This is a genomic window from Stenotrophomonas riyadhensis (assembly GCF_040256885.1).
GTDB lineage: Bacteria > Pseudomonadota > Gammaproteobacteria > Xanthomonadales > Xanthomonadaceae > Stenotrophomonas > Stenotrophomonas riyadhensis.
On the sequence record NZ_CP155568.1, the window covers coordinates 3,924,050 to 3,941,993 of the forward strand.

Annotated in this window: 16 protein-coding genes; 5 read left to right on the top strand and 11 right to left on the bottom strand. The window is 67.7% G+C overall.

The features are described 5' to 3' along the window. Window positions 1-8: 8 nt before the first annotated feature. Window positions 9-416, bottom strand: coding sequence for an ExbD/TolR family protein (locus SriyCCGPB3_RS18125; protein ID WP_180855449.1), 408 nt, complete (start codon window positions 414-416; stop codon window positions 9-11). A 151-nt stretch (window positions 417-567) separates the two neighbouring features. Here SriyCCGPB3_RS18125 and SriyCCGPB3_RS18130 point away from each other — a divergent pair, with 151 nt between their 5' ends. The 3 genes from SriyCCGPB3_RS18130 to SriyCCGPB3_RS18140 all read left to right on the top strand — a co-directional run bounded on the left by SriyCCGPB3_RS18130 (window position 568) and on the right by SriyCCGPB3_RS18140 (window position 4,230). Further along, entirely contained in the window at window positions 568-2,553 is a 1,986-nt protein-coding gene (locus tag SriyCCGPB3_RS18130) for a transglycosylase SLT domain-containing protein (RefSeq protein ID WP_350260382.1), read from the top strand. A 106-nt stretch (window positions 2,554-2,659) separates the two neighbouring features. Continuing rightward, window positions 2,660-2,896 carry a hypothetical protein gene (locus SriyCCGPB3_RS18135; RefSeq protein WP_049429401.1) on the top strand — a complete coding sequence of 79 codons (237 nt, stop codon included), beginning with the start codon at window positions 2,660-2,662 and terminating at the stop codon, window positions 2,894-2,896. A gap of 113 nt (window positions 2,897-3,009) precedes the next feature. Continuing rightward, the gene (locus SriyCCGPB3_RS18140; protein WP_350259594.1) at window positions 3,010-4,230 is read left to right on the top strand and encodes a multifunctional CCA addition/repair protein; all 1,221 of its coding nucleotides are present in this window, start codon (window positions 3,010-3,012) and stop codon (window positions 4,228-4,230) included. A 47-nt stretch (window positions 4,231-4,277) separates the two neighbouring features. Here SriyCCGPB3_RS18140 and SriyCCGPB3_RS18145 read toward each other — a convergent pair whose 3' ends face one another. The 4 genes from SriyCCGPB3_RS18145 to SriyCCGPB3_RS18160 all read right to left on the bottom strand — a co-directional run bounded on the left by SriyCCGPB3_RS18145 (window position 4,278) and on the right by SriyCCGPB3_RS18160 (window position 6,438). After that, window positions 4,278-4,475: a hypothetical protein gene (locus tag SriyCCGPB3_RS18145; RefSeq protein ID WP_180855451.1), complete on the bottom strand. Its 198-nt coding sequence runs from the start codon at window positions 4,473-4,475 to the stop codon at window positions 4,278-4,280. Window positions 4,476-4,577: 102 nt separating this feature from the next. Next, on the bottom strand, window positions 4,578-5,012 hold the full coding sequence (locus SriyCCGPB3_RS18150; RefSeq protein WP_005419309.1) for an SseB family protein: 435 nt from the start codon (window positions 5,010-5,012) through the stop codon (window positions 4,578-4,580). Window positions 5,013-5,061: 49 nt separating this feature from the next. Further along, window positions 5,062-5,397, bottom strand: coding sequence for a hypothetical protein (locus SriyCCGPB3_RS18155; protein ID WP_180855452.1), 336 nt, complete (start codon window positions 5,395-5,397; stop codon window positions 5,062-5,064). A gap of 3 nt (window positions 5,398-5,400) precedes the next feature. Then, window positions 5,401-6,438 carry a S41 family peptidase gene (locus SriyCCGPB3_RS18160; protein ID WP_134951226.1) on the bottom strand — a complete coding sequence of 346 codons (1,038 nt, stop codon included), beginning with the start codon at window positions 6,436-6,438 and terminating at the stop codon, window positions 5,401-5,403. A gap of 416 nt (window positions 6,439-6,854) precedes the next feature. Between SriyCCGPB3_RS18160 and SriyCCGPB3_RS18165 the strand changes: the two genes are divergently transcribed. After that, window positions 6,855-7,289, top strand: a complete 435-nt coding sequence (locus SriyCCGPB3_RS18165; protein WP_180855453.1) for a hypothetical protein — start codon at window positions 6,855-6,857, stop codon at window positions 7,287-7,289. Window positions 7,290-7,469: 180 nt separating this feature from the next. On the opposite strand, the gene SriyCCGPB3_RS18170 is transcribed toward SriyCCGPB3_RS18165, so the two are convergent. From SriyCCGPB3_RS18170 to SriyCCGPB3_RS18195, 6 genes are all read right to left on the bottom strand, one after another. Continuing rightward, on the bottom strand, window positions 7,470-10,499 hold the full coding sequence (locus tag SriyCCGPB3_RS18170; protein WP_350259595.1) for an autotransporter outer membrane beta-barrel domain-containing protein: 3,030 nt from the start codon (window positions 10,497-10,499) through the stop codon (window positions 7,470-7,472). A gap of 299 nt (window positions 10,500-10,798) precedes the next feature. After that, complete coding sequence (locus SriyCCGPB3_RS18175) at window positions 10,799-11,881, bottom strand: acyltransferase family protein (protein WP_350259596.1); 1,083 nt, start codon at window positions 11,879-11,881, stop codon at window positions 10,799-10,801. Next, complete coding sequence (gene nagA, locus SriyCCGPB3_RS18180) at window positions 11,881-13,029, bottom strand: N-acetylglucosamine-6-phosphate deacetylase (protein WP_350259597.1); 1,149 nt, start codon at window positions 13,027-13,029, stop codon at window positions 11,881-11,883. Before nagA ends, SriyCCGPB3_RS18175 begins: the two co-directional genes overlap by 1 nt. Continuing rightward, window positions 13,029-14,057, bottom strand: coding sequence for an SIS domain-containing protein (locus tag SriyCCGPB3_RS18185; RefSeq protein WP_110713700.1), 1,029 nt, complete (start codon window positions 14,055-14,057; stop codon window positions 13,029-13,031). The genes nagA and SriyCCGPB3_RS18185 overlap by 1 nt, the downstream gene beginning before the upstream one ends. Before the next feature lie 7 nt (window positions 14,058-14,064). Continuing rightward, a complete protein-coding gene (locus SriyCCGPB3_RS18190) occupies window positions 14,065-15,132 on the bottom strand; it encodes a LacI family DNA-binding transcriptional regulator (protein ID WP_006391719.1) in 1,068 nt (355 codons plus the stop codon). A 39-nt stretch (window positions 15,133-15,171) separates the two neighbouring features. Beyond that, the gene (locus SriyCCGPB3_RS18195; RefSeq protein WP_110713702.1) at window positions 15,172-16,458 is read right to left on the bottom strand and encodes a sugar MFS transporter; all 1,287 of its coding nucleotides are present in this window, start codon (window positions 16,456-16,458) and stop codon (window positions 15,172-15,174) included. Window positions 16,459-16,834: 376 nt separating this feature from the next. Between SriyCCGPB3_RS18195 and SriyCCGPB3_RS18200 the strand changes: the two genes are divergently transcribed. After that, on the top strand, window positions 16,835-17,854 hold the full coding sequence (locus SriyCCGPB3_RS18200; protein WP_248858294.1) for a glucokinase family protein: 1,020 nt from the start codon (window positions 16,835-16,837) through the stop codon (window positions 17,852-17,854). The last annotated feature ends 90 nt before the right edge of the window (window positions 17,855-17,944 follow it).

Below are 17,944 nucleotides of genomic sequence, written 5' to 3' on the forward strand. Positions count from 1 at the left end.
ACATCGCACTACCGCACGAACGCAATGCGCTCCATGCCGGTCGCCTCGGCTGCGGCCAAAATCCTCGCCATGCCTTCGTATTCGGCCGCCGGATCGGTGGCGATACGCAGCTCCGGCAGGTTGCCGGCATGTTCGCCCGCCTGTGCCTGCAGGCGCGCCTGCAGCTCACTGATCACCATCGGCTGACCATTCCAGCTGAGCTGGTTGGCAGCGTCCAGGCGCAGCTCGATCGGCGGTGGCGGTTCGGGACGGTCGACCACGCGATCGGTGGCCTGTGGCAACTGCACGGCTATCGGCCGGGCCACGATCGGCGCGGTCACGATGAAGATGATCAACAGCACCAGCATCACATCCACCAGTGGCGTGACATTGATGTCCGCCAGCGGGCCGCTTCTTCCTGTGCTACTGAACGCCATGTGCCGCTCCCTGCAGCCGGGCCGTTCGCCCAAGCTCGACACTACGTCGCCCGCAGGCTCGCGAGGCAGTGCCTGCAGCACGAGCATTCAGCTGCCGTTGCCGACCCATCGCGTGCACGCAATGCGAAACTGAATTCAGCCATTGCCCGCTATGCTGCCCGCCATGACCCGACGCTCTTCGACCGCCCTGTCCCTGCTGCCCTTGGCCACCACGCTGCTGATCGGCTGCGCCAATGCCCAGTCCCTCGACGCCCAGAACGCGCAGCTGAAGGCCGCGATCGCTGCCGCCGAACGCGGCCAGTTCGATCCCGGCCAAGCCGCCGCACTCAGCCGCCATCCTGCATACGGCTGGCTGGAGTACGCCAACCTGCGCCGCAACATCGACACCGTCGATACCGCGCAGGCGCAGGCCTTCCTCAAGCGCTACGACGGCCAGGCCGTGGCTACCACCTTCCGCAGCGTGTGGCTGCCCTCGGTCGCACGCCGCCAGGACTGGCCGACCCTGCTCGCCAACTGGGCGCCCACCGACAACGCCGGCCTGCGCTGTGCGCAGCTGACCGCGCGCCAGGTGACCGGCAAGGTTGATCCGCAGTGGATCAGCGAAGCGCAGGATCTGTGGCGCAAGAACGGCAAGTCGCTGCCGGACGGCTGTGATGCCGTTTTCGCCGTGCTGCAGGCGCAGGGTGGTCTGAGCGACGCGCTGCGCTGGGAACGCATCGATGCCGCCGCCGACGCCCAGCAACCCGCTGTGATGCGCAGCGCCGCACGGGGCCTGCCTGCCACCGACCTGGCGCTGGCCAGCAATTACGCCGCCTTTGTCGACAAGCCCAACGCCAGCGCGTTGAACTGGCCGCGCACCGAGCGCAGCCGGCGCATCGCCACCGATGGCCTGGCCAAGCTGGCCAAGGCCGATCCCGGCGCCACCGAACAGCAGCTGCCGCAGTACGCGCAGGCACTGGGCCTGAGTGCCGAGCAGCAGGGCCAGGTGCTGTACCAGATCGCACTGTGGACGGTGGCGTCCTACCTGCCCGATTCGGCGCGGCGCCTCAACGCGGTGCCGGAATCGGCGTACGACGAACGCCTGCACGAGTGGCGCGTGCGCGAAGCGATGTCGCGCGGTGACTGGCCGGCGGCGCTGACCGCGATCCGCAAGATGGGCAGCAAGCAGCGCAGCGACCCGCGCTGGCGCTACTTCGAAGGCCGCATGCTGGAGAAGACCGGCCAGGCCCAACAGGCGCAGCCGCTGTTCCGCGAGGCCGCGCGCGCACCGACCTTCCATGGTTTCCTCGCCGCCGACAAACTGCAGCAGGGCTACACGCTGTGCCCGTGGAAGCCGAACGACAGCGCGCAGGCTCAAACGGTGATCGCGCGTGATCCGGCCATCCAGCGCGCGATGGCGCTGTACCAGATCGACCGCGCCGGCTGGGCCGTGGCCGAATGGAACAGCGCGCTGTCGCGCTTCGATGACACCCAGCGCCGCCTCGCCGTTCGCGTGGCGCAGGACAATGGCTGGTTCGACCGCGCCGTGTTCGCACTCGGCAAGCAGCCGCAGGAACAGCGCCTGTACGACCTGCGTTTCCCGCTGCACCACGACGCCACCATCCGCCGCGAATCGGCACGCAACGCGATCGATCCGGCCTGGGTGGCGGCAGAGATCCGCGCCGAGAGCACCTTCACCCCGCGCGCGCGCTCGCCTGCCAACGCCATGGGCCTGATGCAGGTGCTGCCGGCCACCGGTGCAGGCGTGGCCAAGTCGATCGGCCTGACCGGCTACGGCGGCGCCGACAGCCTGTACGACCCGGACACCAACATCGCCATCGGTACCGCCTATCTGCGCCAGCTGATGAACAAGTACGACGGTCTGCCGTACGTGACCATCGCCGCCTACAACGCCGGCCCGACCCCGACCGCGCGTTGGCAGGGCCAGCGCCCGGGTTATGACCCGGACCTGTGGATCGAGACCATCAGCTACAAGGAAACCCGCGAGTACGTCGCGCGCGTGCTGGCCTTCAGCGTGATCTACGACTGGCGCCTCAATGGTGATGCGCTGCCGCTGAGCGACCGTCTGATGGGCCGCCTGGTGGACAAGCGCAAGAGCTTCAGCTGCGCCGCCAACGCTGACCAGGGCGGCGATTGATCGCACCACGGTCGTGCCGGCCGCTGGCCGGCTTCGGCCATTATCCAAGGGTTGCCGGCCAGCGGCCGGCACTACCCGGCATCCATTTCCCGGGGAGGGGAAAGCGATGAGCCTGCTGGCCTGGATCGGGATATTCGCCGCCTGGAGCCTGTTCGCCACCTGGGTGCTGCGCTGGGGTGGCGCGGCCTGGATGGAAGGCTGGAAGTCGCTGGCCTTCGTCGACAGCTGGGGCAGCCTGTGGGACGAAGCGCAGATCAAGCTGTATTTCCTCTGCCTGTGGATCGTCTACGGCCTGTGGTTCCTGGCCGGCCTGTTCGTGCCGGAGTGGCGCGGCCTGCCGTGATGCATCTGCGTCGGTAGTGCCGGCCGCTGGCCGGCAACCGCCATTGTCCAAGGATTGCCGGCCAGCGGCCGGCACTACCGATGCTCATGCACCTACCGTGCGATCATCCCCCCATGAAGATCTATCTTGTCGGCGGCGCCGTACGCGACCGCCTGCTGCAGCGCCCTGCCGGCGACCGTGACTGGGTGGTGGTTGGCGCCACGCCCGCGCAGATGGAAGCGCAGGGCTACACCGCCGTCGGCCGCGATTTCCCGGTGTTCCTGCATCCGAAGACGGGTGAGGAGTACGCGCTGGCGCGCACCGAGCGCAAATCCGGCCGCGGCTATCGCGGCTTCGTGGTCGACGCCGATCCGGCGGTGACGCTGGAAGAGGACCTGCAGCGCCGTGACTTCACCATCAACGCGATTGCCTGCGACCAAGACACCGGCACCCTGGTCGATCCTTACGGTGGCGTGCGCGATCTTGAGCAGCGCGTGCTGCGCCACGTCGGACCTGCGTTCGTGGAAGACCCGCTGCGCGTGCTGCGTGCGGCGCGCTTCATGGCGCGCTTCGCGCCACTGGGCTTCACCGTCGCCGAAGAGACCATGGCGCTGATGCGCGAGGTCGCCGCCAGTGGCGAGCTGGACGCGCTGGTGCCGGAACGCGTCTGGCAGGAACTGCGCAAGGCGCTGGCCAGTGAACGGCCCTCCGCCTTCCTGCGCACGCTGCACGCTGCGCAGGCACTGGGCCCGATCCTGCCCGAGCTCGAAGCGCTGTATGGCGTGCCGCAGCGTGCCGAATTCCACCCGGAAGTCGATACCGGCATCCACCAGGAAATGGTCAGCGACATGGCCGCAAAGCTGGCACCGGGTGATGACCTGGTCGGCTTCGCTGCCCTCACCCACGACCTCGGCAAGGGCCTGACCCCGCCGGAGGAATGGCCGCGCCACATCATGCACGAGCAGCGCGGCATCAAACCGCTGAAGGCATTGTGCGCGCGGTTGAAGATTCCCACCGAGCACCAGCAACTGGCCGAAGCGGTCTGCCGCGAGCACTTGAACGTGCACCGCATCGACGAACTGCGCGATGCCACCGTGCTGGAACTGCTGGGCCGCTGCGATGCACTACGCCGGCCGGAACGCGTGGCCCGCATCGTACTGTGCTGCGAGGCCGACAAGCGCGGCCGGCTCGGTTTCGAGGACGCCAACTACCCACAGGGCGAAACGCTCAAGCGCCTGCACCAGGCGGCGCTGTCAGTGCAGGCGCGGGATCTGGATACCACGCATCTGAAGGGTCCCGCCATCGGCGAAGCACTGGCCAAGGCGCGGGTGAAAGCCATCGCCGCCGCCCGCTGAAGCACCGGGTAGTGCCGGTCGCTGGCCGGCACCTTCACATCTCCCGTCTATCGACGACGCTTGCGCGAAAAATGGTCGACAGCATGAGCACCCAACAAGATGGGTTGCATCAAGAGGAACAGCCATCCACCCAACCGGAGCGTCTCCACCGGATTGAACCGGGTGATGAACGCAGCTGCCAGTGCCAAACCCGCAAGAAGGCCGATCTCATAGACCCACAGCGATCGGCTAGAACGCTTGCCCACGATGCTCCTCTCCATTGAACAGGACGCACTTGCAAGCCATCGCCGCCGTCCGGCACCACGGGGAGTGCCGGCCGCTGGCCGGCACCCAGACAATCCCTGGATTCAGTGCGCCATGCCGCGGGTGATCGCCGCCGCACGCTGCTTCAGCTGGGCCACGGCATCGGGAATCATCTCCATGCCCACGTCCAGGCCCGGGTTCAGCACCAGGCCGACGCCGTCGCCGATACCGGCCAACAGCGCGTGCACCGCAATCGGCATGGCATGGGCGAACTGCGGCAGCTGCTCGTGCCACAGGCCAGCACGCTCGGGCGCGGTGAACACCGCGAACATCGGCTCGCCGCTCTCGCTGGTCAGCACCAGCGGCGAGATGCTCTCGTCCCAGGCGCCATCTTCACCAATGGCCTTGTCCAGCAGCACGAACGCCGTCGAGGTCAGCAGGCCGTCGAGGAACTGCGCTGCGGTCAGCGTGCCGTCCTGGGCCTGCAGCAGGCGCACCTCGAGGTCGTTGAGGGGTTCGAACGGGGTGTCGTGGTCCATGGTCGGTTCCGGTACGTGATTGCAGGACAGACTTTAACAGCCCCGGCCCTCAACCGATGAATCCGTGCCGCCACAGCCAGCCCAGCGCGGCCAGCCCGGCCACGACCACCAGCATCAGCGGCAGGCCGAAGCGGTGCCGCCACGGGATCGGCACCCCACCCAGCTGCTGGTCCATGGTCTCGGTATCCAGCACCCAGCCGTGCGCGCACCGGGTGCAGGCCAGCTCGTAGCGGCGCTGGTAGGTTAGGCCGAACAGCAGGTCGATGCGCGCCATCCTGTAGCGCAGCTGGGGCGCGAACTCGGTTTCCGTCTGGCAGCGCAGGCAGTGATGCGCTTCGGTGGGGCCGACAACCACCACCCGTTCCTGCTGGCCGATCAGGATCATGGATCAGCGGCCCTGGCAGGCGGGTTGGGCCAGCAGCCAGGCTTGGGCGGCGGCCAAAGTGGCGGCATCACCCTCGATGCGCTGGTCGGGCTCGATCTTCAACCCATCACCACGATCATTGCGGTCGCGCATCACGGTGGTGGTCAACAACAGGCGGCTGCCATCGGCCAGTGTGCGCACGTTGTTGCCAGTCGAGACCCCTGCCGTCGGCTGGCCGAAGCTGCGCGTCTGCGCACGGCCACGCCACGCCAGCGCCGAGGCCTCGCCCGAACTGCCGGTACGCTGTCCGAACAGCACCGCCACCGGCGCGCCAGGCTGCCGCAGCACATAGCCGGTCTGGCCGAAGTCCAGCACCGGCTTGCCTGCACGCTGCACGGCGGTCGCGGTCAACGTCCAGCGCTCCGGCCCCTGTGCGGTTTCGAACGACCCCACATCTTCGTTGTTCACCACCGAGGTGCGCAGCAGCGGTGCCATGCCCAGCAGCATCGGCCACATGTTGCCACCGCTGTTGTCACGCAGGTCGACGATCCAGCCACAGCGCATGCCGTCGTCCTTGCTGCGGATGACCTGCTGCCACCGCGCGGCGCGCTGGATGTTCTGGCGGAACGCTTCCTGTGGCGTCGCGCCGGGCGTGGAGGCATATCCCTCGATGACCAACCAGCCGATGCGCGCATCCACCGCATCGGCGGCCTTGGCCCTTTCCACGGCGGCGGCGCCGACCTGCTGCGCGCGCGCAAGGGATTCGCTCTGGCGCTGGGTCGTCGTCCATACGCCATGATTGCCCGTGCTGACCGCAATGGCTTCGCGCAGCAACGCCAGCCGCTTCACGGGGTCACCCTGCACCGATTGCAGTCGTGTGCGGGTGCCAGGCCAGTCCACCCGGTCGCGATACAGCGCCTGCCGTTCAAGCAGGTTGAGGATCTCGGCCTCCGCCTCCGGCGAGGGCACCTCGATTGCCTTGGGCGTATCGGCCATGGCGTTGGCAGCCACCAGCGCGATCACCAGCGCACCAATGCGACGCACTCCCTTGCGAACCTGCATGTGACGTTTCCTTGTCGTTGAGGCAGGCGCACAGCATAGCCCGCAGGTGATGGCTTTCGCCATGCGCGGACTGTCGTATCTGGCCCCGCCGCGGATTGCAGCAAGACAGCTTGCACGCGATCAGTAGATTGCAACTTTGCCCATGTCATCGCCACGTAGAACGCGAGAAGGTTGCCTCCGTCGGCGCCTCCTGCGCTGGCCGGGATTGGCGTCCTGAATGAAGCTACCTGAAGTCGGGCTTGCGACCATGTCGCGGGCTCGAATAATGCACCGTCCGTCGTCCTGCGGCGGGCGGTGCGTGGGGATCCTTCCGATCCGCCGGCTTCGTTTCCTTTGGGTAGCTTCACCGGCACGCCAACCCGCACCGCCCGCCACCTCGCATCCCGCAGGTGGCCTTGCCTTGTGAGGTTGCCGTCATGAACACGCCCTTCCCCACCTATCCACGCCTGCAGGCACTGCTCGGCGCTGCACTGCCCGGCCTGCAGCTGTCCACTACCGCAGCAGAAGCGTTGGAAGATGCGCTCACCGAAGTCCACGAACAGGCGCCGCCCTCCGCGTTCTTCGCGCGGTTGCGCGGCATCGCGCACAGCCACGCGGTCGATGGGCAGTCGTGGCGCGAGCGGCAACTCAGCGAGGCGCGCGGCCGGGAACTGGCCGAGGCGACGCGCTGTCTGGCGGCAGTGTCTGCGTGTGGGGGCGTGTTGCTGGCGGCGCAGTCGGCGCGCGAGATGGATGATGCGCAGGCGCAGTGTCCGCCGCAGGTGGAGGAAGGGTTGCTGCATGCGGTGGTGGTGCTGGCCGATCATGCCGGGGCGCTGGTGGAGCCCGATACACACGCCAGTGTGTTGTAGAGCCGAGCCTATGCTCGGCTTTGTGGAATTACGACCGAAGCAGCCGAGCATGGCTCGCCTCTACAGGGTCATGGCAGCGGCAGGGTTCGTGTCGACCAAGGTCGACACCTACCAGAGCGAAGCATGGCGGTGACGGGATGAGTGCCGACCCAGGTCGGCACCTACCCAAGCCTGCGGGGGTCACCAATCCGCGCGCAGGCCGATGTTGCCTTCGATGATGCGGCGCTTCTCGTTGCGGTCGCCACCTAGCTCGCGCGTGTAATCGGCCACGGCATAGGCGCTGATGGTGCGGTTGAAGCGCCCGACCACGCCTACACCGGCTTCCAGCGCACGCGAGCGCTGCGAATTGATGATCACGTCGTCGTCGAAACGGATGCGATCCTCGCCGGAACGGCCATGCCAGTAGTTGAGCTTGAAATACGGCTGCCAGCCGTTGTCGGCCAACTGGTAATCGCCAGCCAGGCGCAGGCCGATGCGGCCGGTCCAGGCGTTGTCGTTGTCGAAACGCACGCTCGATACCACATCGCGGCGGTCGTCCAGCGCGGTGCGCTGCCAGATTACCTGTACCTGCGGTTCCAGCCACCATGCGGACTGACCGACGTGCAGCAGCGGCTTGCCGGCTTCCACCGATACGCTGGTGCCATCGCCCTTGATCCCGAAGCCAAGCCCGCGCGAGGAACGTACGCGGCCGTCGTAGCGGCTCTGCATCGCCACGGCGTCGATGTAGCCGCCGCTGCTGTCGGTGAACGTCCAGTACAGGCCCACGTGCTTGTCGTCCAGGCGGTTCTGGCCCACCTGTACGTTCTCCCAACCCAGCGCCAGGCCGGTGGTCTTGCCCTGCGCGCGGGTGCGGCCGACGAACACGCCGATCTGGTTGCGATGGTTGTCAGAGGCCGCGGCCCACACATCGAGGCCGGCCTGCAGGCCCATCACATCGCCATCGAAGCCGGGCTGCGCATCACCCTTCCAGTGGATCTCGCTGCTCTGCCCCACCAGACGGCCCCAGGCAGTGCGGAATGCGCCCTGGTTGTACAGCAGGCGCTGCTCGCCCTGCCGCTCGTGGAACGTGCCGAGGCTGGCCAGCGAGGTCTCGCGCAGCAGCGGCGGCACCACGGCGTAGGCGGCGGTCTCCACGCGGTACAGCGGCACCACCGCGCCCTCGGCGGGGCGTGCACCCGGCGTCGGCGGCGCACCGGTACCGGGCAGGCTGCCACCCGCCACCGGCACGTCCGGCACCGCCGGGTCGCTGGGCGGCGCCACCGGAGCGGGTTCCGGTGGCGGCGGTGGCGGCGCGGTCTCGCCGGCAGTCAGGTCCGGATCGGTAGCGCCTTCGGGCGGCGGTGGCGGTGCCGGGGTGATCGGTGGTGGGGGTGCGACGGGTGGCGTCGGCGGCGGCGGCACGCCATTGATACCGCTTCCGTTGGGCGCCGGTGCAGGCCCGGCCACCACGGTCGAGCGCAGGTACCAGTTCTCGCTGGTACCGGCACTGACACCGCCCTTGAACAGGAAGTACTCGTAGGCACCGGCCGCAACCGGTGCGAACAGCGAGAACGCGCCCGGCGCGGTACGGCCACCATTCAACGCCTGCACCACCAGGATGCCATCGGCCAGCGTGGCCGCGCCGCTGCCGCCGGCATTGAGCACACCGATGCCGGTGGTCCCGGTGGCAGTACCGCCATCGATCACCAGGCGGTCGCTGTTGGAATTGTCCGCGCCCAGCACGGTACGCAGGTACAGCCCACCGCCCTCACCGCGGTAGTTGCCACGCACGGTGAACACGTCGCCAGCGCCGGTACCGGTCAGGTCGATGCGCCCGGCATTGACCATCTCCACCAGTGCGCCACTGTTGAACGGCCGGATGGCATGACCGCCACTGCCCGCGTAGACGGTACTGGTGTCATCCACCGTGAGCGTACCGGTACCGGTCCCGCTGTCGCCCAGCACCAGATCCCCATCGAAGCTCAGCTCGGTGCTGTTGGCCAGGCTGATCGCCTCCCAGTTCTGGAAACGGCCTACGCCGGCGGTCTTGACGTTGCTGAGGTTGAGCTGGTCGACGCCACTGCCACCGTCGAACAGCGGTACCGCACCGAGGTTGGCCTGGTTGAGATTGCTGAGGTTGGCCACGTCGTTGTCCGGCCCCATGTCGATCGCGCCGTAGACGATGCCGCCGCCGTTCCAGTTGAAGGTGTCATTGCCGGTACTGAGCAGCACCTGGCCACGCACGGTGCCATCGGTGATGGTCACGCTGTCATTGCCGCCGCTGACGCTGATGTTGCCACCGATGTAGGCCGTACCCGAGATGATGATGGTGTCGGTGTCGAAGCCGGTCACCACGTTGCCGTCCACGGTGCCGCCGGACTGGTCCCACAGGTTCTTGTCCAGCTTCATGTTGACGCGGCCGATGCGGCCACCGGTCATCCACGCCTGGTCGCCATCCTCGAACGCGCCGATGATGCGGCCACCGCTCATGCGGAACGTATCGATGTTGTCGCCCTGCTGCAGCGCGCCGATCGTGCCGCCACTCATGACGAAATCGTCGCGGCCGCTGCCCTGCGCCACCACGCCGGTGACAGTGCCGCCAGTGACGGTCATCTGATCATCGCCGCTGCCCTGGTCGACGCTGTCGATGGTGCCATTGCTCAGCAGCAGCACGTCGTTGCCGTCGCCCTGCAGGACACCGCCGGTGATGCTGCCGGCCTGCATTTCCAGGCGATCATTGCCGGCGCCGAACTGCACGCCGGTGCGCCCGCTGATCGTTCCGCGGTTGACCAGCACGCTGTCGCCGGCGCCAACGAACTGCAGGGCCGTGTTGTTGCCGGTACTGATGCTGCCGGCATTTTCGACGCGGCTGCCACCGCCAAGCTGGACCGCCACGCCCCCCACCGAACTGATCGTGCCGAGGTTGGACAGCAGGTGCCCGCCGGCCCCGACCAGCGAAATCGCGCTGCCACCACCGCTCTGCTGCAGTTGTGCCGTGTTGGCGACATTGACGGTGATACCGGCCGCGCCAGTGGCGGTGACGGGAACGGTCTGTGGATTCGGCGCGTTGGCATCGCAGCTGACCGTCTGGCCCGCAGTCGGGGTGGCATTGTCACAGCCGGCCCAGGCGACACTGGCGGTCAACAGCAGGACGGACGGGACAGCCAGGGTCTGAAGCACGGAAACGGTGAGGCGGCGCGGACGGAACGCGCGCGGGACGGCACGGGACATACAGCACTCCTGGACAGGGGATCAGGAACTGCGGATATGCGGTACTGCGAAGGCAGTCTGCCGTGTGGTGAATGGTTTCGATAGGTGAAATTGAGTGCCCGTTATCACGGTTCAGATGCGAACCTGATCAGGCATCACCTCGCCTCTACGTGGCTGAAACCGTTCATCAAGGCGGCGATCGCAAGCCACGCGGAGAGCATCCACGCATGGCGTGGATCTACTGACCATTCCGCCTGCATCGCGTTCGCCTCTCGCCCGGTAGATCCACGCCATGCGTGGATATGGCGCGCCGCCGGGGGTCAGATCTTCAGATAGATCTTCCGCCGGTCCAGCCACCACGCCACGCCCCACCACAGCGCGACAAACACCAGTGCCTGCAGCATCGACGCCAGTTCCAGCGACTGCGGCATCGCGCTGGCCAGCTGCTGCCAGATCCAGCCCCAGGCGCCGGTCGCCATCAGCACCACCGACATCACCGATGCCCCCAGGTACGCGGTGATCGCGTTGACACCGAAGCGCCGGCCCAGCGCCGGCCAGCCCTTCTGGTCGATCAGCATGTGGCCCAGCCACAGCGCCAGCGCGGCCAGGCCGCCGGTCCACAGCACGTAGCTGGGCGTCCACAGTTGCTTGTTCAGCGGCAGCACGATGGCCAGCAACAGGCCGAGCACAGCGGTCGCCACGCCCAGCCCAGCCAATGCCCCCGAACGCCCGTTGCGCAGCAGGCCACCGGCAAGCAGGCCGAGCACCGTGCTGGCAAGCGCACCCAGCGTACTCAGCAATCCTTCCGGGTCATGTCCGAGCCCGGTATCGGCATGCCACTGGTAGATCCACGGTGCGAACAGCGTGGTATCCAGACGACTGGCCGGATTGGTCCACGGCGCCAGATCGCCGACGCCCAGCAGCAGCACGGTATACCCCACCAGCAGACTGACCAGTACGGCCGCCTGTGCGCGCGGACGCGCATACACCGCCAGTACGCCCACCAGCGCCGCGCATACCGCGATCCGCTGCAGCACGCCCCAGATGCGGAAGTGAGGGGTATGCAACGCCCACCAGATCAGCAGGTGCAGCAACGCACCGGCCACCAGGATGCGCAGTGCGCGCTCCAGAACGCCGCGCACCAACGCGGGTCGCGCCGCCGTGTCCAGCGCGCGTGGCGCCACGCTGAAGGCCATCGACACGCCCACCAGGAACAGGAAGAACGGGAACACCAGATCGGTGGGTGTGCAGCCATGCCATTCCGAATGGCGCAGCGGCGCGAACACCGCGCTCCAGTCACCCGGGTTGTTGACCAGCAGCATTGCCGCCACGGTGATGCCGCGCAGGGCATCGATCGAGCCCAGCCGGCGTGGCGGTGTGCTTCCCTTCAACGGCTCGGCCATCAGGCAGCCTCGTACTGTCCGGCAATCCAGGTGCCGCGCACCTGCAGCGCGTAGTCCAGCAGCACCAGATCAGCCTGGTAGCCCTCGGCGATATGACCCAGGCGATCGTCAACGTTGAGGAACTGCGCCGGATAGGTCGAGGCCATGCGTGCGGCTTCGGCCAGCGGTTGGCCGAGCAGCTGCACGGTATTGCGCACGGCGGTGGCCATGTCCAGCGCCGAACCCGCCAACGAACCGGCAGCGTTGCGCACCACACCGTCGATGGCGGTGATGGTTTCGCCATACAGCACGTAGCTGGGATCGTCGGCACCGACCGGCGGCATCGCATCGGTCACCAGCAGCAGGCGACCGCGCGGCTTGGCCGCCAGCGCCACGCGCAGGCTGGCCGGATGCACATGCACGCCATCGACGATGATGCCGATCCAGCTGTCGCGGTCTTCCAGCGCAGCGCCCACCGCGCCGGGCTCACGCCCCTGCAGCGGCGACATCGCGTTGTACAGGTGGGTGAAGCCGCGCACGCCGGCATCCAGACCGGCGCGGATCTCTTCGTAGGTGCCTGCGGTATGCCCAGCGGCAACGACCACGCCGCGCTCGACCAGCGCGCGAATGGTCTCCAGCGGCACGCGTTCCGGTGCCAGCGTCAGCAGGGTCACGCCGTTGTCCAGCGATGCGGCCAGCGCGATCTCCTCTTCGTCGGGCACACGGAACTTGCTGGCATCGTGCGTGCCCTTGCGCGCCGGCGCGATGTACGGTCCTTCCAGATGGATGCCGATCACGCCTGGCACACCCTGCGCGATCGCCTCGCGCATCGCACCGATGGCTTCACGCATCACCGCCACGTCATCGCTGATCAGCGTTGGCAGCATTGCGGTGGTGCCGAAGCGACGGTGCGCCTGCGCGATGGTGCGCAGTGCCGCCACGTCCGGCGTGTTGTTGAACAGCGCACCGCCACCACCGTTGACCTGCACATCGATGAAACCGGGCAGCAGCCAGCCACCGCCCAGGTCCACCTGCTCGGCGGCCTGGCCGAGCTGCGGTGCAGCGTCAGGCAGCAGCGCGCTGATGCGACCGCCCTCGATCACCACCGCCAGATCGTCTCGGAATTCATCGCCGGCAAGGATGCGGGCGTTGCGCAGGACCGTTGCCATCACACCGTCTCCGTAACCTTGTTCAGGTGCGGCGGCAGGTCCGGATTGAAGCCACGACGCAGCGCCAACGCGTTGATCGCGCGGTAGAAGCTCTGCACGGTCAGCAGCGGTGCGCACAGCGGATGCGGCGCGGCGGCCACCGGCAGATTGCCACCGGCACCGGCCATCCACACCTGCGCGCCACGTGCGGTGAACTCATCGACCACCGCGCGGGTACCGGCGCCGGTCTCATCCGGCTGGGCGAAGGCCAGCACCGGGAAACCACGATCAACCAGCGCCATCGGGCCATGCTTGACCTCGGCCGAGCTGTAGGCCTCAGCGTGCAGGCTGCAGGTTTCCTTGAACTTCAGCGCAGCTTCCTGCGCCGCGCCCAGGCCCAGGCCGCGGCCGAGCACGAACAGGTTGGTGGCATCGACCAGGCCCTCGGTCACCGACGTCCAGTCGCACTGCCAGGCCTCACGCATCGCGTCCGGCAGCAGGTCCAGCGCGGCACGCAGGCTGCTGTCCTGCTTCCAATAGGCAGCCAGCTGCAGCAGCGCGGCCAGCGACGCCAGGTAGCTCTTGGTCGCCGCCACGCTCTTTTCGGCACCGGCATGCAGCGGAATGACCGTGTCGGCCAGCTGCGCCAGCGGCGAATCCTCGACGTTGACCAGCGCGATCACGCGCGCGCCGGCGGCCTTGGCAGCTTCCGCGTTGCGCAGCAGGTCCGGGCTCTTGCCCGACTGCGAGATGACGATGAACAGCGCGCCACGCAGCTGCAGCGGTGCGGCATAGACCGACCCCACCGACGGCGAGGCCGATGCGACCACCAGGCCCAGCTGGGTTTCCAGCAGGTACTTGCCATAGGTGGCGGCATGGTCGGAGCTGCCGCGGGCGCAGGTGACCACGAACGGCGGCGGCGCCGCACGCAGGCTGGCGGCCAGGGTTTCCATGGTGGCGTGGTTGCGCGAGAACTGGCGCGCGACCACGTCGGCCGCTTCAGCGGCCTCGGCGAACATCAGGGTGGACGTGGGGTCTGACAGCGACATGGCAGGCTCAGGCAGGATCGGAAGGAAGGGGGCGTGCGCCGGCTGGGCGCATCGGCGCGGTCGAGCCGCGCACCACCAGCTGCGGCACGAAGCCCTGGTTGTGCAGCGGTGCCGGTGCATCGTCGTAGGCGTCGCTGCGCAGCTGTGCGATCAGCAGGCGCGCGGCATGGCGGGCAATGTCCTCGGTGGCCTGCTTGGCGGTGGTCAGCGGCGGCCACGACTGGCGCGAGAACGGGCTGTCCTCGAAACCGGCGATGGACAGGTCGTACGGCACGTTCATGCCCGCCGACTTCGCGGCGGCCAGCACACCGGCGGCGATTTCGTCGTTGGAACCGAAGATGGCGGTGGGCGGCTCGCGCAGCGCCAGCAGGCGGCGCGCACCGCGGAAACCATCGTCGAAGGTGTAGTCGCCCTGCACCACCAGGTGCTTGTCCACGGTCATGCCGTAGTCCTTCAGCGCGGCTTCGTAACCGGCATAGCGCTCGCCCGAGGAGCGGTGCGAAATGCCGCCCCAGAGGAAGCCGATGCGCTGGTGACCCAGCTGGATCAGGTGCTCGGTGATCTCGTAGGCGGCCTCGCGGTCGTCGACGAACACGCAGGCACCGTCGGCCGGGTCTTCGGTGGCGGCAATGATGCGCACCAGCTTGATGCCGCGCGCGGTCAGTGCCTGGATCAGGTCGCGGCGTTCGGACATCGGCGCGGTCAGCACCAGCCCGGCCAGGCGCGAACGCTGCACCCAGTCGGCCAGTTCATCGGCCAGCAGCGGCGAGCTGGAATCACAGGGATGGATCTGCAGGCCGAAGCCGGTCTCGCGGCAGGCAGCGAGCACGCCGTTCTGCACGCCGATGATGTGGTACGGGTTCGGGTTGTCGTAGACCAGCCCGATCACGAAGGTGGTGCCGCTGCGCAGGTTGCGCGCGGACGGATCGGGCTCGTAATCGAGTTCGGCGATGGCACGCAGCACCCGCGCACGGGTGGCCTGCATCACCGAAGGCTCGTTGTTGATCACCCGCGAGACCGTCTTCAGCGAGACCTTGGCCTTTTCCGCAACGTCCTTGATGGTCGCTCTGCGCATGGGTTTTCCCTGGGGTTGGCTGCCGTCCATCATCGCCGATCAGCGCTCCTGCGGCAGGCCGGCGCGGTGGCCGATCACCGAGTAGAACAGGATGTACAGGTAGCACGGCACCATCAGCAGCACGAACACCAGCTGGAAGTCGATGTGCTGCTTGAGCACGGCGAACAGCTGCGGAATGATCGCGCCACCGGCAATACCCATCACCAGCAAGGCCGAGCCGGTCTCGGTGAAGCGGCCCAGGCCGCGGATCGCCAGCGGGAAGATCGCCGGCCACATCATCGCGTTGGCGAAGCCCAGCAGGGCCACGAAGGCCACCGATACATAGCCGTGGGTGGCCCAGGCGCCGAGGCAGAACACCACGCCCAGCACCGCTGAAATGGTCAGGTAGCGCGACTGCGAGACCACCTTGGGAATCAGCAGCAGGCCGACCACATAGCCGACCAGCATCGCGCCCAGCGTGAGCGAGGTGAACATCTTGGTCTGGTCCAGCGGCAGGTCGAAACCATGGCCGTAGGTACCGATCGCATCACCGGCCATCACCTCCACGCCCACGTAGACGAACAGGCACAACACGCCCAGCCACAGGTGCGGGAACTGGAAGATGCTGCGGCGTTCGGCGGCACCGGCCGCCACCGGCGTAGCGTTGGCTTCGGACGACTTGATTTCCGGCAGCGGCGAGAACAGCACGGCCACCGCCAGCAGCACCAGCAGGCCGGCCATCGCCAGGTACGGCGCATGGATCTTGGCGGCGAATTCGTTCAACAACTGCGCCTTGGTGGCTTCATCGGCAGCGGCCACCGTGGCCGACAGATCACCGATGCCATGCAGCACCACGGTACCGATCAGCACCGGGGCGAGCATGCCGGCGATCTTGTTGCAGATGCCCATCAGCGCGATGCGGCGTGCCGCCGTCTCGATCGGGCCGAGGATGGAGATGTAGGGGTTGATCGCGGTCTGCAGCAGGGCCAGGCCACTGCCGATCACGAACAGGCCGCCAAGCGCGCCCGGGTACCAGCGCTGGGTGGCGAACTCACCGAACAACGCAGCACCACCGGCCATCACCAGCAGGCTCAGGCTCAGGCCCTTCTTCATGCCGGTGCGGCGCAGGATCCACGATGCCGGCAGGGCCAGGAAGAAGTAGGACAGGTAGAACACCATCAGCACCAGGAAGGCACCCACCTCGCTGAGTTCGAAGGCGAGCTTGACGAAGGTGATCAGCGGGCCGTTGAGCCAGGTGAAGAAGCCGATCAGGAAGAACAACACGCCAACGATGGCGATGGAGGTGGCCACGTTCGGGCGCGCGCTTGCAGCGGGGACGGCGGACATCAGGAGGGCTCCTGCGGCGACGGCCGCAGAACGCGGCGTCGGAGAGTGGCTGGGAACAACGTTGTCACATTCTTTCGATGGACAACCGCGGTTTGTCAACTTCCATGCGCAGCCCCGTGAACCTCGTGCTGCACTGCGCAACCCGATCACAGCGCCGTGTGCTGAATGCGCCACAGCCCTTGAGCCCCTTGCAGCAACGGTTCCCGCGTGAAACCCATGCTCACGCCATGTAAACGTTTACTGCATGTCGCATTCGTTGCGACGCAGCAACGAAAGTGTCACGAACTCGTTGACATCGTTGTCAGCGGGGTTACAGACTCCGCCCCAATCGCCGCCCCCGATCCCGGGTCCGGCCCCACCTGCAGCAGGAGCCCGCGTGACCGCCAGCCACCCCGCCCCGGCCCATGTCCTGTCCCGAGTCGCGCCCTCGTTCCTGGCCGCCGACGTCGGTGGCACCCATGTGCGCGTGGCCCGGGTCCAGGCCAGCGGTGATGCTGCCCACCCGGTGCAGGTGCTGGAGTACCGCAAGTACCGCAATGCCGACCATGCCGGCCTCAGCGCGATCCTGTCCGACTTCCTTGGCGAAGGCCCGCGGCCCACGCATTGCGTGGTTGCCAGCGCCGGCTACGCCCGCGAGGACGGCACGGTGATCACCGCCAACCTGCCGTGGCCGCTGTCGGCGCGCCAGGTGGAAGCAGACGTCGGCCTGCAGCGGGTCTACATCGTCAATGACTTCGAAGCGGTGGCCTATGCCGCCGCGCAGGTGGACGCCAGCGGCGTGCTGCACCTGTGCGGGCCGGACACCGCTGCGCGTGGCCCGACCCTGGTGGTCGGCCCCGGCACCGGCCTCGGCGCCGCGCTGTGGATTCCCACCGCGCACGGCCCGGTGGTCCTGCCGACCGAAGCCGGCCAGCCGACCCTGGCGGCCAGCACCGAACTGGAAATGGCCATCGTCCGCCACATGCAGCGCGACCGCGCCCACGTGTCGATCGAGCATGCAATCTCCGGCCCGGGCCTGATGAACCTGTACCGCGCGGTGTGCGCGCTGCAGGGGCAGGCACCGACCCTGACCAGCCCCGATGCTGTCACCGCTGCGGCCATGGTCGATACCGACGTGCACGCGCGCCAGGCGCTGGATGTGTTCTGTGGCCTGCTCGGCAGCACCATCGGCGACATGGCGCTGTTCTACGGCGCCCACGGTGGCGTCTACCTGGCCGGCGGCATCCTGCCGCAGATCCGCGAATACCTGCACGCCAGCACCTTCGTCGAACGCTACCTGCAGAAGGGGCCGATGGGCGAAGCGCTGGCACGCATCCCGGTGAAGGTCGTCGAACACGGCCAGCTGGGCGTGGTCGGCGCTGCCAGCTGGTACCTGCAGCAGCAGTCGGCCGCCTGACACCGCAACAGGCTTCAACGCAATCGCAGCACGCAGTACGTGGCACGCCAACGCACGGGACTTCGCCGCCGCCCCGCGCATGTCTTCGCA

What these genes read in the sequence shown, in the direction of transcription:
- SriyCCGPB3_RS18125 (WP_180855449.1), bottom strand. Translation starts at nt 416, where the DNA reads ATGGCGTTCAGTAGCACAGGAAGAAGCGGCCCGCTGGCGGACATCAAT.
- SriyCCGPB3_RS18130 (WP_350260382.1), top strand. Translation starts at nt 568, where the DNA reads ATGCTGCCCGCCATGACCCGACGCTCTTCGACCGCCCTGTCCCTGCTG.
- SriyCCGPB3_RS18135 (WP_049429401.1), top strand. Translation starts at nt 2,660, where the DNA reads ATGAGCCTGCTGGCCTGGATCGGGATATTCGCCGCCTGGAGCCTGTTC.
- SriyCCGPB3_RS18140 (WP_350259594.1), top strand. Translation starts at nt 3,010, where the DNA reads ATGAAGATCTATCTTGTCGGCGGCGCCGTACGCGACCGCCTGCTGCAG.
- SriyCCGPB3_RS18150 (WP_005419309.1), bottom strand. Translation starts at nt 5,012, where the DNA reads ATGGACCACGACACCCCGTTCGAACCCCTCAACGACCTCGAGGTGCGC.
- SriyCCGPB3_RS18155 (WP_180855452.1), bottom strand. Translation starts at nt 5,397, where the DNA reads ATGATCCTGATCGGCCAGCAGGAACGGGTGGTGGTTGTCGGCCCCACC.
- SriyCCGPB3_RS18160 (WP_134951226.1), bottom strand. Translation starts at nt 6,438, where the DNA reads ATGCAGGTTCGCAAGGGAGTGCGTCGCATTGGTGCGCTGGTGATCGCG.
- SriyCCGPB3_RS18165 (WP_180855453.1), top strand. Translation starts at nt 6,855, where the DNA reads ATGAACACGCCCTTCCCCACCTATCCACGCCTGCAGGCACTGCTCGGC.
- SriyCCGPB3_RS18170 (WP_350259595.1), bottom strand. Translation starts at nt 10,499, where the DNA reads ATGTCCCGTGCCGTCCCGCGCGCGTTCCGTCCGCGCCGCCTCACCGTT.
- SriyCCGPB3_RS18175 (WP_350259596.1), bottom strand. Translation starts at nt 11,881, where the DNA reads ATGGCCGAGCCGTTGAAGGGAAGCACACCGCCACGCCGGCTGGGCTCG.
- nagA (WP_350259597.1), bottom strand. Translation starts at nt 13,029, where the DNA reads ATGGCAACGGTCCTGCGCAACGCCCGCATCCTTGCCGGCGATGAATTC.
- SriyCCGPB3_RS18185 (WP_110713700.1), bottom strand. Translation starts at nt 14,057, where the DNA reads ATGTCGCTGTCAGACCCCACGTCCACCCTGATGTTCGCCGAGGCCGCT.
- SriyCCGPB3_RS18190 (WP_006391719.1), bottom strand. Translation starts at nt 15,132, where the DNA reads ATGCGCAGAGCGACCATCAAGGACGTTGCGGAAAAGGCCAAGGTCTCG.
- SriyCCGPB3_RS18195 (WP_110713702.1), bottom strand. Translation starts at nt 16,458, where the DNA reads ATGTCCGCCGTCCCCGCTGCAAGCGCGCGCCCGAACGTGGCCACCTCC.